At 64.5% G+C, this 15,888-nt stretch carries 15 protein-coding genes; 7 read left to right on the forward strand and 8 right to left on the reverse strand.

The window, feature by feature from the left end; all coding sequences use genetic code 11:
* Positions 1 to 30 precede the first annotated feature (30 nt).
* The gene (locus AC3QL2_RS24495; protein ID WP_493234797.1) at positions 31 to 273 is read left to right on the forward strand and encodes a hypothetical protein; all 243 of its coding nucleotides are present in this window, start codon (positions 31 to 33) and stop codon (positions 271 to 273) included.
* On the opposite strand, the gene AC3QL2_RS24500 is transcribed toward AC3QL2_RS24495, so the two are convergent.
* The 3 genes from AC3QL2_RS24500 to AC3QL2_RS24510 form a co-directional block, all read right to left on the reverse strand.
* Positions 249 to 1,241, reverse strand: coding sequence for a hypothetical protein (locus AC3QL2_RS24500; protein ID WP_493234795.1), 993 nt, complete (start codon positions 1,239 to 1,241; stop codon positions 249 to 251). The genes AC3QL2_RS24495 and AC3QL2_RS24500 overlap by 25 nt on opposite strands.
* A gap of 12 nt (positions 1,242 to 1,253) precedes the next feature.
* Entirely contained in the window at positions 1,254 to 1,481 is a 228-nt protein-coding gene (locus tag AC3QL2_RS24505) for a hypothetical protein (RefSeq protein WP_493234793.1), read from the reverse strand.
* Between the two features lie 571 nt (positions 1,482 to 2,052).
* The gene (locus AC3QL2_RS24510) at positions 2,053 to 2,424 is read right to left on the reverse strand and encodes a hypothetical protein (protein ID WP_493234791.1); all 372 of its coding nucleotides are present in this window, start codon (positions 2,422 to 2,424) and stop codon (positions 2,053 to 2,055) included.
* A gap of 615 nt (positions 2,425 to 3,039) precedes the next feature.
* Here AC3QL2_RS24510 and AC3QL2_RS24515 point away from each other — a divergent pair.
* Together AC3QL2_RS24515 and AC3QL2_RS24520 are read left to right on the forward strand one after the other, a co-directional pair.
* Positions 3,040 to 3,306: a hypothetical protein gene (locus AC3QL2_RS24515; protein WP_493234789.1), complete on the forward strand. Its 267-nt coding sequence runs from the start codon at positions 3,040 to 3,042 to the stop codon at positions 3,304 to 3,306.
* Positions 3,307 to 3,912: 606 nt separating this feature from the next.
* Positions 3,913 to 5,178, forward strand: a complete 1,266-nt coding sequence (locus AC3QL2_RS24520; protein WP_493236435.1) for an IS256 family transposase — start codon at positions 3,913 to 3,915, stop codon at positions 5,176 to 5,178.
* 175 nt (positions 5,179 to 5,353) lie between these two features.
* Here the strand turns inward: AC3QL2_RS24520 and AC3QL2_RS24525 are convergent, their stop codons facing one another.
* From AC3QL2_RS24525 to AC3QL2_RS24535, 3 genes are all read right to left on the reverse strand, one after another.
* Positions 5,354 to 7,369 (reverse strand): ABC transporter ATP-binding protein, encoded by a 2,016-nt coding sequence (locus AC3QL2_RS24525; protein WP_493236056.1) that lies wholly within the window; start codon positions 7,367 to 7,369, stop codon positions 5,354 to 5,356.
* A gap of 99 nt (positions 7,370 to 7,468) precedes the next feature.
* Positions 7,469 to 7,948: an FKBP-type peptidyl-prolyl cis-trans isomerase gene (locus tag AC3QL2_RS24530; protein ID WP_493236055.1), complete on the reverse strand. Its 480-nt coding sequence runs from the start codon at positions 7,946 to 7,948 to the stop codon at positions 7,469 to 7,471.
* Positions 7,914 to 8,375: a peroxiredoxin gene (locus tag AC3QL2_RS24535; protein ID WP_493240320.1), complete on the reverse strand. Its 462-nt coding sequence runs from the start codon at positions 8,373 to 8,375 to the stop codon at positions 7,914 to 7,916. The genes AC3QL2_RS24530 and AC3QL2_RS24535 overlap by 35 nt, the downstream gene beginning before the upstream one ends.
* Positions 8,376 to 8,825: 450 nt before the next feature.
* On the opposite strand from AC3QL2_RS24535, the gene lexA reads away from it, so the two are divergent.
* From lexA to AC3QL2_RS24555, 4 genes are read left to right on the forward strand one after another with little or no spacing between them, the layout of a single operon-like run.
* Complete coding sequence (gene lexA / locus AC3QL2_RS24540) at positions 8,826 to 9,428, forward strand: transcriptional repressor LexA (RefSeq protein WP_493236054.1); 603 nt, start codon at positions 8,826 to 8,828, stop codon at positions 9,426 to 9,428.
* A 25-nt stretch (positions 9,429 to 9,453) separates the two neighbouring features.
* Positions 9,454 to 10,215 carry a translesion DNA synthesis-associated protein ImuA gene (gene imuA / locus AC3QL2_RS24545; protein WP_493236053.1) on the forward strand — a complete coding sequence of 254 codons (762 nt, stop codon included), beginning with the start codon at positions 9,454 to 9,456 and terminating at the stop codon, positions 10,213 to 10,215.
* Positions 10,151 to 11,608, forward strand: coding sequence for a Y-family DNA polymerase (locus AC3QL2_RS24550; protein ID WP_493236052.1), 1,458 nt, complete (start codon positions 10,151 to 10,153; stop codon positions 11,606 to 11,608). The genes imuA and AC3QL2_RS24550 overlap by 65 nt, the downstream gene beginning before the upstream one ends.
* Before the next feature lie 36 nt (positions 11,609 to 11,644).
* Complete coding sequence (locus AC3QL2_RS24555) at positions 11,645 to 12,997, forward strand: MATE family efflux transporter (protein WP_493236051.1); 1,353 nt, start codon at positions 11,645 to 11,647, stop codon at positions 12,995 to 12,997.
* A gap of 22 nt (positions 12,998 to 13,019) precedes the next feature.
* On the opposite strand, the gene AC3QL2_RS24560 is transcribed toward AC3QL2_RS24555, so the two are convergent.
* Positions 13,020 to 14,807: a M61 family metallopeptidase gene (locus AC3QL2_RS24560; protein WP_493236050.1), complete on the reverse strand. Its 1,788-nt coding sequence runs from the start codon at positions 14,805 to 14,807 to the stop codon at positions 13,020 to 13,022.
* A gap of 82 nt (positions 14,808 to 14,889) precedes the next feature.
* Complete coding sequence (locus AC3QL2_RS24565; RefSeq protein WP_493236049.1) at positions 14,890 to 15,816, reverse strand: LysR family transcriptional regulator; 927 nt, start codon at positions 15,814 to 15,816, stop codon at positions 14,890 to 14,892.
* Positions 15,817 to 15,888: the final 72 nt, after the last annotated feature.

The following is a 15,888-nucleotide window of genomic DNA, read 5'->3' on the forward strand; positions in this document are numbered from 1 at the left end:
CACCCGCCCTGGCAGGAGAGCCGGAGATCCATGACTGGATTCCTGCATATCTTCCAAGCAGTGGAATGCCCAGTAACGGCACGGCTGAAGGAAACCTGGGGCAACCGGTTGTGTGTTGCAGCCAGCCCCCGACTCTCGCTGCCCGCTACCGACCCAAAGCGGTCGGTCGTATCAGGCAAAAACGGCCAGGAAAAACGACAATTCGTGAGCGCCAGCAGGATAGTGAACCTGCCTGACGAAGCGGCCTTCTATCCAGATAAGCGCATGTTATGAACAGCTGTGGCTAATTCATCGTAGTCCTCAAATTTAATGAATCCTGCCTGTTTGCCACGAGCCAGGATGGCATCCAGCGGTTGTATCCCTGAAGCAATATCCGCCAAGAAGCCCTCAACGAAACTACTGATCATCTTGATTTGGTTTTCATACACTATATCAATATCATCTTTCGGTGGTTGTTTTTTCGGCCCTTTCGAAAAGGCTTCTAAAACCGCAACTCCTTCAGTTTCCCTGCCGTGAAAGAGCATTAGCATGCCTTTGAGATATCTGGCGCTTGAAGAGTGGGTTGCCGCAAGCTCATCGAGCATATTTTCAAGCAGGCTAACTTGCTTAGTCTTGAACATATTAATCAAGACGTCAAAGTCGAAGATGCTCATGAAGGCGTGATCGCATCCTCCATCGGCGGATACTATCAAGCATCGCAGAGCTTCGATGTGATTACCCTTAGATGCAAGATGTGCTGCCATTTCGTAGCACGCCCCGACATGCCCCCGGTTGTGAGCCATCGATAACCACAGTAGACAATTGTCATCCTTAATGCCCCTGAGAGCAGTACCGATCCAGTACATTGCACCAACGTGTCCGTTGCTGGCAGCCTTTAGGATTTCATGCTGCTCTGTCACAGAGGGCTCATGCCGTGCTACTAGAAGGGGGATGCATTTGTCATTTATTATTTGTTTGACTTTGCTGATGAGCTTGTCCCACTCAAGTCCAAAATCGCTCTGTGAGCAGCTATTTAGATACTTTTTGGCGGACAAGCATGACCTGTCGGACTGAGCGTAATACTCAGCCTTTTTTTCAGCCTTGTAAATGCCTGCTTTCTGCCCATTAGGCAGCTGAATGTCTTCAGTTGCTATCTCAAGGAGTGCTTCCGAGAGATCGCTATGAAGATGCTCAAGCCAACCCGCTATGCTGATAGCATAAATGGCGTCGTTATGCGAAACAGAAGTCGTTTGCTTATTCATGGTCGTCCTCGCTTAGCCATGTGCTCGATCGCAGTAAGCTTGCGCAGCGAAAACGGCCTGAGTCAAGGACATGCCTGGGTGGCGTTCCATGAAGTCAAGCGCAATATTTAGAACCAGTCGCTCGACGCCAAGTGGGCCGGAGGCCAGCATCTTCTGCTCGCGATCAATACGCGCAAGCGCACGCCCTTTAAGCTTGCGACGTTCTGAGGTAGCGAGAGGGGATGGGACGATATCTGTCATTTTCAGCCTCCTAGGTGAGATGCAGGAGGCTGATCACGCTGATGCGCGGATTCGCCTCCCACTATTTAGTGAGATAAGAGAATCCGTAATTTGCGTACGCTGACCACGAATGATGTCGTGACCATAATGTAGCCAATATCCAACGGAAGGTCAACGATGGCATCCGCCTATCTTGGCTAAAAGATCCTAGTAGTCGAAGGCGTAGGCCAACTCGGTTCGATCGAAACCTGTTTGAGGCAGTCATGTTCTTATATACCCTCTCGGGTCGCAGCAAGGCCGCCGAAAAGCGGTGGGTACCGGCCTGCAGTGCCCAGAGGATCAGATCAAGAGGGTCAACCAGCACTACTTCGGCACATTGAAGCCGACAGCGAGTCCGGTCTGGTGCACAGAGTGGTGGTGGATGTCACCCAAGTCGACAAATGGCCGCTTTTGGCCGACTACCGCCCGTCGGACCGACAAGTTCCGACCCAGAGCCGTCGTTTAGCACCGAGGAATGCTGTCGTTCAACGTTTGAATCACCGACTTGCACGGATTGTTGCGCAGGTACTGTAATGAATAGGTAAAAGGCGTGCTACCGCTTTGTACTATCTAGAAGCATGGACAGTTGTGCCGACAGGGCTAGCATGGTGTGTTCATGTTCTTGTGCCGAAAGTTTGTTCGGGTTTTGGGCGTGTTCTTTGATCATCTCAACCATCGACTCGGCGGCTCGCATTTTGGCAAGCATTGTTTTTCCTTCAATTACCTGCGGTGATGAATCAAGGATATTTGTGGCTGAGCCCATGATTTTGCTCTGCCACCCTTGAATAGCCTCGTTAATTTGCACTAGCAATGTATCGGCCCTGTCAGCGTCTTTTTTTGCGGATGCAGCAAACCAGATTGAAATTGCGACACTTCCAAGCGGAATAATCCAATCTTTCAGTACTTGTATAATTGCAGAGTCCATATTTTCCTTCTCAATCTCTTTCTGGCGGCATCCGATTAATGCAGTACGTAGGTGTAAAGCCTACCGCCTTGCCTCGATGACCGCTATCTGGATCGGGACGCAACCCTCCGCTGTTGGCCGAAAACTACTGTCCATTGTTGGCCATGCAGGAACATCCTCGCAGCGGAGCAGTTCACAATTTTCTGATCTGGCAGACAGTGCGAGAGCTTGACGATTTCGTCATTCATGCCATCAACACCGTCTCTTGACGCCCCCGCAACACCCGACCGATACTCCCGCCCGTCGCTGAAACAACAGCGACCGGGTTTCGCAGCCCGGTACAGCAAGGCGGACAACAGCCGCGCCGCGGCTATTTTTTTGTCCGTGCACCCGAGGTGCGCCCACGATCAATGGCGGGCCGGGTGGGGAGGCTTCGGCCTGCCGGTTCCTTGTTGCCGGTCTGCGAACCCCGCTTTGGCCCGCCCCCCGTTTCGCAGCGGTTGGCGGATCAGTCCATCAACAAGGAGTCCGCACCATGGTTGTTTCCACCCTGGCGTGCGCCGGTTCGCACGCGTCCATTCGCAATGCCCTCGTAATTGCTTTGCCTCTTCCACGCCAGGCACGGAGGGGGCTGCGATGAATACGCCGCTCAGTTTCCCCGCCCCGGCGGGGCCGTTCTATCGGCTGGCCGAGGAGGCCAATGCGCTGGCCATCGTCGATCAGTTTTCCGCCCGACAGGTGCAGTTGCTGTCCTTGCTCGCCATGACCTATGGCGATGCGGGGGATGCATTCCGGCGCATGAATCCGACGCTGCAGGACAATTACCTGTGGGCGTGCTCGATGCTGGCCCAGGAGATGCGGGATCTGTTCGAGGCGCTGAGGGCTGCTGAAAGAGGGGCTTGATCGGTGGGAGGGCGGCGCGTAGATCTCGTCGCCTTCCCGATTTGCGTTTGAAGCCTCGATGCTGAATTTCGTCGCAGCCAAGTCACTCCGACTTGGTGACAGGCTCACGTATCCGACAGGCCACGCCATCCTATCGAAGCCGCGAGCCAGCCGGATTGATCGCTTCCTCGTCTTTGTGCCCATCGCGCGGCGAAGACCTGCACGCCGGGCATGCTTGCCTTCACTCGTCTCCCCGCCGCATGGGCCCGCGCCCCCCTCGGAGGTACTCGCGACCTCCTCCGAAGTACTCGCGCCCCTCCCGGAGGTACTCGCGACTCTCCCGGAGGTACTCACGCCCCCAACCGGGGTAGTCCGTCCTGTATCGGAGGCCCTCGATTGAGTACGAGGGATAGGACGGGTCTGTCTCCGGGCTGCTCGCGAGGAGCTCCGGGATGGTCGGTCTCTATCCCGGTGGGCCTCGCGAGCAACTTTGAGCTCCTCGCGAGGGGCTTTCGGATAGGGTGGGTCTGTCAGCGGGATAGGGCCGGTCTGTCCCGGAGGGGCTCGCGAGGAGCCTGTCAGAATTTTTGTGTTTGAGGCATAACGTAAGCCCTGAAAGGGAAGGTTATGCCAAGGAAGAAACAGAAACAGCCCCTGCCCGCCGTTGCGGAGTTGCCGGAAGAGGCGAAGCGATGGCTGGAGCAGATGGTGACAGGTCCGATGACGGCAGAGGCGGTCGAGGACGTGATGCGCGGTTTCAAGAAGGCGCTGATCGAGCGGGCGCTGCAGGCCGAGATGAGCCATCACCTTGGCTACGCAGCGGGCGAGGAGAAGCCTGAATCGAGCGCCAACCAGCGCAATGGCACGAGCGGCAAGACGGTGCTCACCGACGAGGGGCCGCTGCGCATCGACGTGCCGCGGGACCGTGCCGGACAGTTCGAGCCGAAGTTGATCGGCAAGCACGAACGGCGCTTTACGGGTTTCGACGACAAGATCATTGCGATGTACGCCCGCGGGATGAGCGTGCGCGAGATCCAGGCATTTCTAATGCAGATGTACAACACAGAGGTGTCGCCGGACTTCATCAGCCAGGTCACCGACTCGGTGATGGAAGAAGTGCGGGAGTGGCAGAGCCGGCCACTCGAGGCGATGTACCCCGTGGTGTTCTTCGATGCTTTGCGGGTGAAGATCCGCGAGGATGCGGTGGTGTGCAGCAAGGCGGTATTCCTGGCGCTGGGCGTGCGCTCGGACGGTAGCCGGGACATCCTGGGCCTGTGGATCGAGCAGACCGAAGGAGCGAAGTTCTGGCTGAAGGTCTTCAACGACCTGAAGCTGCGCGGCTGCGACGACATCCTGATTGCCGTCACCGACGGTCTGAAAGGCATGGCCGAGGCGCTCGAAGCGGTGTATCCGCGCACGACGCTACAGACCTGCATCGTGCATCTACTGCGCAACAGCCTGGGCTACGCCGGCTATAAGGACCGTCAGGGGCTCGCCGATGCCTTGAAGCCGATCTACCAGGCGGTGAGCGTCGAGGCGGCGGAGGCGGCGCTCGAGGCGTTTGCAGAAGGGGAATGGGGGCAGCGCTTCCCGACCATCACGCTGTCGTGGCGACGGGCCTGGGAGCAGGTGATCCCGTTCTTTGCCTTCCCACCCGAGGTGCGCCGGGTCATCTACACGACCAATGCTATCGAGAGTCTTAATGCGCGGGTACGCAAGATCATCAAGACGCGGGGCCACTTCCCGACGGACGAGGCGGCGACCAAGTTGATCTGGTTGGCGCTGCGCAACATTACGGCCGAGTGGAAGAAGCCGATGCTGTACTGGAGGCAGGCGATGAACCAGTTTGCCATCCTCTACACCGATCGTTTCATCCCGGCGATGACACGATGAGCCGATTCTTCCTGCCCTGCCGCGGCAGGGCAGGAAGAATCGAACCGCCTTGAACACAAAATATCTGACACTCCCGGGCGGGACATTCGCCGGGCTCCTCGTGAGGAGCTTCCGGATGGTCGGGACGGGTTCGGGGGCTGCGCAGTCCCGCGCCTCGGTACCTCAGTCCCTCTTTTCAGTACAGATGACAGCGTACGACCCGGGTTGGTGACTGTCGGGTCTCCCCGGGATAAGTCTGACGACACACGTCCATGGCCTGGCTGCAGCGGGGATGGAAGTGGCAGCCGGCCGGCGGGGCCAGCGGGGACGGCAGATCCCCGCGGTTTTCCCCGGCTGCGGGCACCACACCCACCTCACGGCCATCCACCCGCGGCACGGCCGCCAGCAGCATGCGCGTGTAGGGGTGGCTGGGTGCTCTCAGCACCTCTTCCACGCTCCCCTGCTCGACGATCCGCCCCAGGTACATCACCGCCACATGGTGGGCGAGATAATCCACGACGGCCAGGTTGTGGGTGATGAACAGGTAGGACAGGCCGTATTCGGCCTGCAGTTCCCGCAGCAGGTTGAGGATCTGCGCCTGCACCGACACATCGAGGGCGCTGGTCGGTTCGTCACAGACGATCAGCTTCGGAGCTACGGCCAGCGCGCGGGCAATGGCGATGCGCTGGCGCTGCCCGCCCGAGAATTCGTGGGGAAAGCGATCGCGCATCGCCGGGTCCAGGCCCACCCGCTTGAGCAGGGCGTCGATCCGGGCCGCGCGCGCCTCGGCGGTCTTTTCCACCTTGAGGGCCGCCATCCCCTCCTCCAGGATCTCGCCGACCCGCATGCGCGGGTTGAGGGAGCTGAAGGGGTCCTGGAAGATCATCTGCAGATCCCGCCGCAGGGGCTGCCATTCGCGGGGGCTGAGGCCGAGCAGTTCATGGCCGCCGTAGCGGGCCGAACCGCCGGTGGCCGGCAGCAGGCTGAGCAACGCCTTGCCCGCGGTGGTCTTGCCGCAGCCGGACTCGCCGACGAGGGCCAGGGTTTCGCCGGCCGGCACCTTCAGCGACACCCCGTCCACGGCCTTGACGTGGCCGACGACCCGGCGGAACAGGCCCTTGCGGACCGGGAAATGGACTTGCAGGCCTTCGACCTCCAGCGCCCCGCCGGCCGTGGCCGGGCCCGCAGCAGCGGATTCGACGCCGGCCGGCGATTCCGGCAGCCAGCCAATCGGCGCGGCCGGATCGTACAGATGGCAGCGCACAGTCTGGTGGCCGACGGTGAACATCGCCGGCTCCACCTGGCGGCACAAGTCCTGCGCCTGCGGGCAGCGCTCGGCAAAGCGGCAGCCCTGCCGATGGGCACCGAGGCGCGGCACCTGGCCGCGGATGGTTTCCAGCGCTCTGCCCCGCAGGGCCTGGGTCGGCAGGGCCGCAAAGAGCTTGCGGGAATACGGGTGCAGCGGCGTACGGAAGAAGTCCTCCCGCTCGCCGGTTTCCACCAGTTCGCCGGCGTACATCACGCCGACCCGGTGCGCCATGCGCGCCACCACGCCCAGGTCATGGGTGATCAGCAGCATGCCCATGCCGCGCCGGGCCTGGAGGCCGGCGAGCAGGTCCAGCACCTGGGCCTGGATGGTCACGTCCAGCGCCGTGGTGGGCTCATCGGCGATCAGCACCTCCGGGTCGCCCGCCAGCGCAATGGCGATCATGATGCGCTGCTTCATGCCGCCGGACAGCTGGAAGGGGTATTCGGCGAGACGCCGGCGTGCGTCGGGGATGCCGACCGCGTCGAGCAGGCGCTCCGCCTCGTCCCAGGCGGGCTTGCCGTGCATGCCGCGGTGGCGGACCAGCACCTCACCGATCTGGTCGCCAACCGTCATCACAGGATTAAGGCTGGTGGCCGGCTCCTGGAAGATCATCGCCAGTCGGTGGCCCCGGATGTCGCGCATCCGCACTTCGGGCAGGCCCTGCAGCGCTTCGCCGCCGAGCCTGACGCTCCCGTTCGAGATCCGACCGCCGCTCGGCAATAGCCGCATGCAGGCCAGCGCGGTCATCGACTTGCCGCAGCCGGATTCACCGACCAGCGCCAGCGTACGTCCCGCCGCCACTTCGAAGCTGATGCCATCCACCGGGCGGACGCGCTTGCCGGCGTTCCCCAGTTCAACCTGCAGGCCATCCACCTGCAACAGCGCCTGATTGTCCGAGTCCAATCCATTCATTCCAAAAAAAACGGACCGCAAAGCGGCCCGTTCAGCGAGTACGGGTTGGCCGGCACCGGAATGCTTCCGGCCCGCCGACCACCGGGCTCATCAGTGGTGATGGCCGCCTTCGCCATGGACGTGGCCGTGGCCGATTTCTTCGGCGCTGGCCGCACGCACGCTCTTGACGGTGATGTCGAAGATCAGCGCGGTGCCGGCGAGGGGATGGTTGCCATCCACCACGACCTTGCCGTCGGCGATGTCGGTGATGCGGTAGACCATTTCGTCCTCACCATCTTCACCGACGCGCTCGAAGGACATGCCGACTTCGATGTTGTCGGGGAACAGGGTGGCGTCTTCCACCAGCACCAGTTCCTCGTCGTATTCGCCAAAGGCGTCTTCCGGCTGCAGCTTGACCTTCAGGTTGTCGCCACTGTTCTTGCCGTGCAGGGCTTCCTCGATCACGGTGAAGATGCCGTCGTAACCGCCGTGTATGTACACCAGCGGGTGCTGGCCGTCGTCGATCACGTTGCCATCCGGGTCGGTAACCTTGTAGTCAAGCGTGACGACCGTGTTCTTGGCGATTTCCATTTACATTCCTTGAGTTGAGTTGCTTTATCAGCTGGAAGACTTCGGCGGCATGGCCGCGCGGATTCACATCGTGCAGCACATGCTGCACCACCCCGTCGCTGGAGATGATGAAGGTCGAGCGACGCACGCTGCGCTTGGCGACCCCATCGACCACGGCCGACAGCCACACACCGTACAGGCGGCAGACCTCGCCATCCTCGTCGGACAGCAGCTCCACCGACAGGCCGTGCTGGTCGCGGAATTCGGCATGGGTCAGGCAATCGTCGGGACTGATGCCGATCACCATGCAGCTTTCCTGCTCGAAGTCGGCATCGTGGTCGCTGAAATCGATGGCCTGGCGCGTGCAGCCGGGAGTGTTGTCACGGGGATAAAAGTACAGGACTACGTGTCTGGAACCCAGCACCGACGCCAGATCGAACATCTCCATGTCAGCATCGGGCAGGGAAAAGAGCGGAGCGGGCGAGCCTTCGCAAGGCGTCGCCGGCGAGTCGGAGGATTCTAACCGAGCAGCGCTGAGAACTCTACCCGAAGCGTGTTGCGGGCCGACGAACATGGGCATCTCTCCTCCGGGGGCTGGGCTCTCGCGAACCCGTGCGGGTTGGGGTGAAATCTATCTATGTGGTGTGTCTTGTCTGCGAAATCTGTTGGCTGGTGTTCCGGATGCCAGCTTGCCACACCTGCCTCAATCAGGAGAAGGCATGCCCTTGAATGGATAGTCCACCGGGGGCGGCGGCTCAAGTCATTTGTGTCTACACACTGCAGTTTGTCACGCTTGCCGGGGCCCGGCTCCCGGCCGGTAAAGCACGCGCGAAGGCACGCGTGGCTTGCCATCCGCCGCAACCTGTATAAAATTACACAAGACTCACAGGAGCCCCCAATGTCCGACAATCTCACCCCCCGCCAACAGGAAATCCTCCAGCTGATCCGCGACACCGTGGAACAGGAAGGGCGTCCGCCGACCCGGGCCGAGATCTGCACCGCCTTCGGCTTCCGCTCCCCCAACGCGGCGGAAACCCATCTGCGCGCCCTGGCCGCCAAGGGCGCCATCTCCCTGGAAGAAGGCCGCGCCCGCGGCATCCGCCTGAAGGAAGGCCTCGGCCTGCCGCTGATCGGTCGGGTGGCTGCCGGCAGCCCCATCCTCGCCGCCGAGCATGTGCAGGGCCGCTACCAGGTGGATCCAGGCCTGTTCTCCCCGCGCGCCGATTATCTGCTGATGGTGCGCGGCCTCAGCATGCGCGACGCCGGCATCCTCGACGGCGACCTGCTGGCCGTCCATCGCACCACCGAGGTCCGGGACGGGCAGATCGTCGTCGCCCGCGTGGCGGACGAAGTCACCGTCAAGCGCCTGGCCCGCAAAGGCCCCATCGTCGAGCTGCTGCCGGCCAACCCGGACTTCGAACCCATCGTCGTGGACACCCGCAACGACCAGCTGGAAATCGAAGGCATCGCCGTCGGCCTGATCCGCAACGACAGCTTCTGACCCACCTGCCCGCCTGAGCCACGCCATGGCCGCATCCGCCTCCTCCCTCGACCAGCTGGTCTGGCGCGGCGACCAGCTGGCCACGCCGGCCTTGCCGGGACGGCCGACCGGCCATGCCGCACTCGACGCAGTCCTGCCCGGCGGCGGCTGGCCCCTCGCCGCGTTGAGCGAACTGCTGCTGCCGCGCAATGGCGTCGGCGAACTGGGGCTGCTGCTGCCGCTGCTGGCCAACGTGCCGGCCGGCCGCTGGGCGGCCTGCATCGCCCCGCCCGGCCTGCCCTATGCGCCAGCCCTGGCAGCAGTCGGCGTGCCCCTCGAACGCCTGCTCATCGTGCAGGCCGAAAGCCCGGCCCATGCCCGCTGGGCGGCCCGCCAGGCCCTCGACTCCCGCAGCTGCGAGGTGGTCCTGCTGTGGCTGGCCGATGCCGACATGGGCGCGCTGCGCCGCCTGCAACTGGCCGCCGAAGAAAGCGGCACACCGCTGATCCTGCTCCGCCCAGAAAGCGCGGCCCACCAACCTTCACCGGCCGTCCTGCGGCTGGCGCTCAGCCCCTGCCGCGGCGGCCTCGGGATCCGTATCCTGAAGCGCCGCGGGCCGCAACTGGCCGAGCCCCTGGCCCTCGAACTCCCATGGCCGGGTGGCGGCCCACGCCCCGACGGCGGCCTCGAATGCCCTTCGACGACAACGGGCGAACCGCAGCCCTCCTCCCCCTCCGGCAAGCATGCTCTGGTGCGCCCTTTACCTCCCCGATCTGCCCCTCCAGGTCTTCACGCGGGGGCGCAGTGAGGCCGCCCCGCTTGCGGTCCTCGATGGTCACCCTCGCCGGCGGGTGGTGGCCGCGGATCCGGCGGCAATGGCGCGCGGCGTGGAGCCAGGGCTTGGGCGGGCCAGCGCACTGGCCATAGCGCCGGAGCTGTGCCTGGTCGACCGGCAGCCCGCCCTCGAACACGCGGCGCAGATCGATATCGCCACCTGGGCCGGACGTTTCACCCCCGCCATCAGCCTCGACCCGCCCCACGCCATCCTGCTGGAAGTGGAAACCTGCCTGCGCCTGTTCGGCGGACTCGTTCCGCTGGGCCAGCAGATCACCAGAGGCATCGAGGAACTCGGTTTCCACGCCCGCCTGGCAGTCGCGCAGACACCGCTGGCGGCCCGCTGGCTGGCCCGCTTCGGCGCCGGGGATGACACCGAAAAGGCACTGACGGCGCGGCTCGACCCGCTGCCGCTGATCGCCCTCGCCGACGGCACGCCGGTCGGCCCCGACAGCCTGGACCTGCTCACCGGTACCGGCCATGCCAGCCTGGGAGAGGTGCGCCGCCTGCCCCGCCATGGCCTGGCCCGGCGCCATGCCCAGGCGGTCACCGACGCCCTCGACCGGGCTTACGGGCACATCCCCGATCCACGTCCGTGGTTCAAGCCGCCCGAACGCTACGCATCCCGCCTGCCGCTGCCGATCCCGTCCGACCAGGTGGACACCCTGCTGTTCGCCACCCGCCGCCTGCTCGCCGGCCTGGCCGGCTGGCTGGACGCCCGCCAGGCCGGCATCGAGCGCTTCACGCTGGTCCTGGAGTTCGAACGCAACAGCCGAGCGCCGGAAGCGCCGCTGGAAATCGTGCTGGGCACCCTCTCCCAGGACATGCAGCGCTGCCAGCTGCTAGCCCGCGAGCACCTGAGCCGCCTGCCCCTGCCGGCCGCCGTCGACGCCCTGCGCCTCACCGCCGACGAGCCCCGTCCGCTGGCGCCGCCCGCCGGCGAACTCTTCCAGGGCGATGACGGTCAGCCGGGCGATGCGGGCCTGCTGCTGGCCACCCTGCGGGCGCGTCTCGGCGACCAGGCCGTGCGCTGCCTCGCCCCCCACCCCGACCACCGCCCCGAAAAGGCCTGGCGCTGGGTCGAACCCCAGCCGCCGGACCGCAGCCGCGGCCGCCAAGAACCGCCGCCGCTGCCCGCTTCGCCGCGCCCCCTATGGCTGCTACCGGAGCCCCGTCCGATTCCGGCCCCGCCGCCGTGGACGCTGCTCGCCGGTCCGGAGCGCATCGCATCCGGCTGGTGGGATGGGCCCGAAGCCACGGTACGCCGGGACTACTTCGTCGCCCGCAGCCAGGATGGCGGCCTGGCCTGGGTTTTCCGGGACGGCGTCGCGCCCCATTACTGGTATCTCCACGGCCATTTCGCCTGAGAGCCGTCGACACGGCTGGGCTAGACTACGCGGCTCATGAAATCGCCCTCCTCATCCTCCCTCGCCCGGCGCATCCTCGAACTCGCCTGGCCGGTACTCGTCGCCCAGTTGTCGTCCATGACCCAGATGGTCAGCGACACCGTGCTGAGCGGCCACTATGGCACCACCGATCTGGCCGCCGTCGCAGTCGGCAGCGGCATCTACATTTCCATCGTGATGCTGCTGGTCGGCATCCTGCAGGCCATCTCGCCGACCGTCGCCCATCACATCGGCGCGGCGCGCCACCAGGACATCGCCCCAACCCTCCAGCAGGGCTTCTGGCTGGCCCTGTTGCTGGCCGTTCCCGGCGTGCTGCTGCTCACCCGGCCGGACTGGCTGATGCAGTTCAGCGAGATGAGCCCCGAGATCGAGGCCCGCGCCCGCGCCTACCTGGGCACCATCGCCTGGGGCCTGCCAGCGGTGCTGCTGTACCGCACCTTCTATGCCTTCACCAATGCGCTGGGGCACAGCCGGGTGCTGATGGTGATCAGCCTGGTCACCACCACGGTGCACATCCCGCTGTCGTGGGCGCTGGTCAATGGCCATCTCGGGCTGGACGCCCTCGGCGGCACCGGCTGTGCGGTCTCCAGCGCGGTCGTCGGCTGGCTGGCGCTGGTCAGCGCGCTCTTCCACATGGCCCGATCGCCGGCCTATGCCCGCTATCGGCTGTTCTCCCACTGGCAGGCGCCCCATCCACGGGTGCTCTCGGACCTGCTGCGGCTGGGCCTGCCGATGGGTTTCTCGAGTTTCGTGGAGATCACCGCCTTCACGCTGATCGCCCTGCTCGTCGCCAAGCTGGGCGCCTCGGTGGTGGCCGGCCACCGCATCGTCGGCAACCTGGGGGCGCTGATCTACATGCTGCCGCTGGCCCTCGCCATCGCCACCCTCGTGCTGGTCGGCCAATCCGTCGGCGCCCGGGATGGCAAGGGTGCCCGGCATGCGGCCAAGGTCGGCGTCATCCTGGCGGCAGGACTGTCGACCACGGTGGCCACCGTCATCTGGCTCGCCCGCGAACCGATCTTCGCCGCCTACACCGCCGATCCGCAGGTCCAGCAACTAGGCATATCCCTGCTCATCTACATCTGGCTCTACCAGCTCTTCGACGCCATCCAGACGGTGGCTGCCCATGCGTTGCGCGGCTACAAGATCACCTTCGGCCCGATGCTCGTGCACACCCTGTGCTTCTGGGGCATCGGCCTGGCCGGCGGCTACGGCCTGGCCTTCCACGGGGTCGGCGACCTGCTGCCGCCCCAGGGCGTGGCAGGTTTCTGGCAGGCCACGGTGCTCAGCAACATCGCCGCGGCCGTGCTGTTCAGCGCCTACCTGTACCGCGTGGCGCGGCGCTTCTGAGCGAGACGGGCACGCGGCGTGCTCAGGCGGCGGCCGTCAACCAGGCCTCGCGCAAGGCCTTGGCCTGGCCCGAGCTGCGCTCCGCGAAGGCCAGCTTGGCGGTATCTGCCGGCGCAGCCTGAAGCTCCACTTCGAACTCCATCAGCTCGTCGCGCCGGAAGGCGTACACATGCAGCGTCTCGCCGGCCAGCCGGCGGGCCAGCAGCTTGTCCAGGTTGGCGTTGGTGACGCGGAGGCCATCCAGCGCAACCAGCACATCCCCCGCCGACAGCCCGGCCGCCTGGGCCGCGCCGCCGTCATAGACATTGGCCAACTTGACCGCATCGCCATCGGCCGCCGTGCGCACGCCCAGGCCCGGGCTGCTGTTCGGTGCTTCCCACGCCAGGCTCAGCCCCAGCCGCTTGAGCCAGACAGCCAGCGGAAGTTCTTCGGTTCCTTCGACCAGTTCCCGCAGCCAGCGCCCCAGCGCCGCGCCGCCGAGTTCCGCCGCCAGCGCGAAGAGACCTTCCTCCTCCACGCCGACGCCGGTGAGCCCGTGGCGCTGCCACAGGGTACGCATCAGGTCGTCCAGGCTGCGGGCGCCCTTGCTGTCCGCGCGCAGGCGCAGGTCGAGCAGCCAGGCCACCAGCGAACCCTTGGTGTAGTAGCTGACGATGGCATTGGGGCTGTTCTCGTCCTGGCGGTAATACTTGGTCCACGCCTCGAAGGACGACTCCGCCACGCTCTGCTTGCGGCGGCCACTGCCCTTGTGCACTTGCGTGATGGTCTTGGACAGCAGCGCCAGGTAGTCCTTGTCGGAGATCCGCCCGCTGCGCACCAGCATCAGGTCGTCGTAGTAGGACGTGAAGCCTTCGAAGGCCCACAGCAGGCGCGTATAGCCTTCCTGCGTCAGGTCGTAGGGCACGAAGGCCGCCGGCTTGATGCGCTTGACGTTCCAGGTGTGGAAGTACTCATGGCTGCACAGGCCGAGGAACTGCCGGTAGCCCTCGGTCACCTCGTCCATGCCGGCGTAGGGGAGATCGTTGCGGCTGCACAGCAGCGCGGTGGACGCCCGGTGTTCGAGGCCGCCGTAGCCGTCGCCCACCGCCATGGTCAGGAACACATAGCGGTCCATCGGCGCCGGCTCGCCAAACAACCGGATCTGCGCCTCGCAGATAGGTTTAAGGTCGGCGACCAGGCGCGTCATGTCGCAATCGTGGCGCCCGGTGATGGCCACCGCGTGGGGCACGCCGCAGGCGTCGAACTCGGCCAGGGTGAAGGTGCCCATCTCGACCGGATGGTCGATCAACTCGTCGTAATCGTTCGCCCGGTACAGGCCGAAGCCGTAGCGCTCCGCCGCGCCGGCTTCCCCGGCCGCTTCCGGCAAACTGGTGGCCACGCGCCAGCCCGCATCCTTCAGGCCCCGCGGCGGACGGATATCCACGAAATGAGGCTGCTGCTCGCAGCCATGGACCTTCAGGAAGACGCTGGTGCCATTGAAGAAGCCGTGGGTCTGGTCCAGGTGCGCGGTGCGCACCGACAGATCCCATGCATAGACCGTGTAGCTCACCGTCACCGGCTCATCCAGCCCCGCCGGCAACACCCAGGTATGTTTGTCCTGCTTGACCACCGCCAGGTGGCGGGTACCGGCCTTGGCGCTCAGGCTCACGATGTTCTTGGCGAACTCGCGGATCATGTAGCTGCCGGGAATCCAGGCCGGCAGGCTGAGCACCTGCCCTGCCGGGTCGGGGCGCTCGATGCGCAAGGTGATGTCGAACAGATGGGCGGCCGGCTGTGCGGCCTGGATGGTGAACCGGACGGAGCAAGGCATGGAATCGATCTGGGCGGAAATGTGACGGAGCCGTGATTCTACTCGCCACACGGCGCCGGGCGCGCCTCCAACGCGCCCGTCATCAGGGGATGAAGGGCAGATCGATCAGGTCGCTACGCGCCGCCCCGGCCGTCATCTGCCGGCACAGGGCAATGAACTCGCGCATGCCGGCGGTCACGTACTTGCGCTTGTGGGTAACGAACTGGAACTGGCGGCGCAGGTCCAGCTCCGGTGTTGTCACCGGCACCAGGCTGCCGCGCCGGAAGGCCTCGCGCAGCGCGAGGCGGGAGATGCAACCGATACCCACGCCGCTCTCCACCGCCCGCTTGATCGCCTCGGTGTGCTCCAGCTCCAGGCGCACCTTGAGCTCGCCGTTGAAATGGCGCAGCGCCTGATCGAAGGTCTCCCGCGTCCCCGAGCCGCTCTCGCGCAGGATCCAGTCCTGGCCGGCCATCTCGTCGAGGCTGATGCGCCCGGCCTTCGCCAGCGGATGCGACGGCGCGCAGAAAACGACCAGCTCGTCCTCCACCCACGGCTCCACCAGCAGGTCGGCGTGCCGGCAAGTGCCTTCGATCAACCCCAGGTCGAGCTCGTAGTGGAGCAGCTGATCGACGATGGTCGTCGAGTTGTGCACCTTCAGCTTGACCTGCGCGCTGGGGTGGCGGCGCAGGAAATCGGCGGCGATCAGCGTCGCCAGGTAGTTGCCGACGGTCAGCGTGGCGCCGATCTGCAAGGGCCCGAAATCGGTCTTCCGCGCCAGCAGGGACTCGATCTCCGCCGCGTGTTCGAGCAGCTGCACCGCATGGGGCAGCAAAACCTGCCCCAGCTCATTGAGACGCAAGGACTTGCCGATGCGGTCGAACAGTTGAGTATTGAACTGACGCTCGAACTCACCCAGTGCAGTGCTCGCCGCCGACTGGGACAGGGCCAGTTCGTCCGCCGCCCGCGACACGCTCTCCTGGCGTGCCACGGCGACGAAGATTTCCAGCTGGCGTAAGGTGTATTTCATATCTGCAAAACAGAATATGTATATAGATACAATCCATTTTACTGATCTTACAGGCAGGTTAAAATTGCTGCA

Source organism: Zoogloea sp. GW822-FHT05C07 (assembly GCF_058800215.1).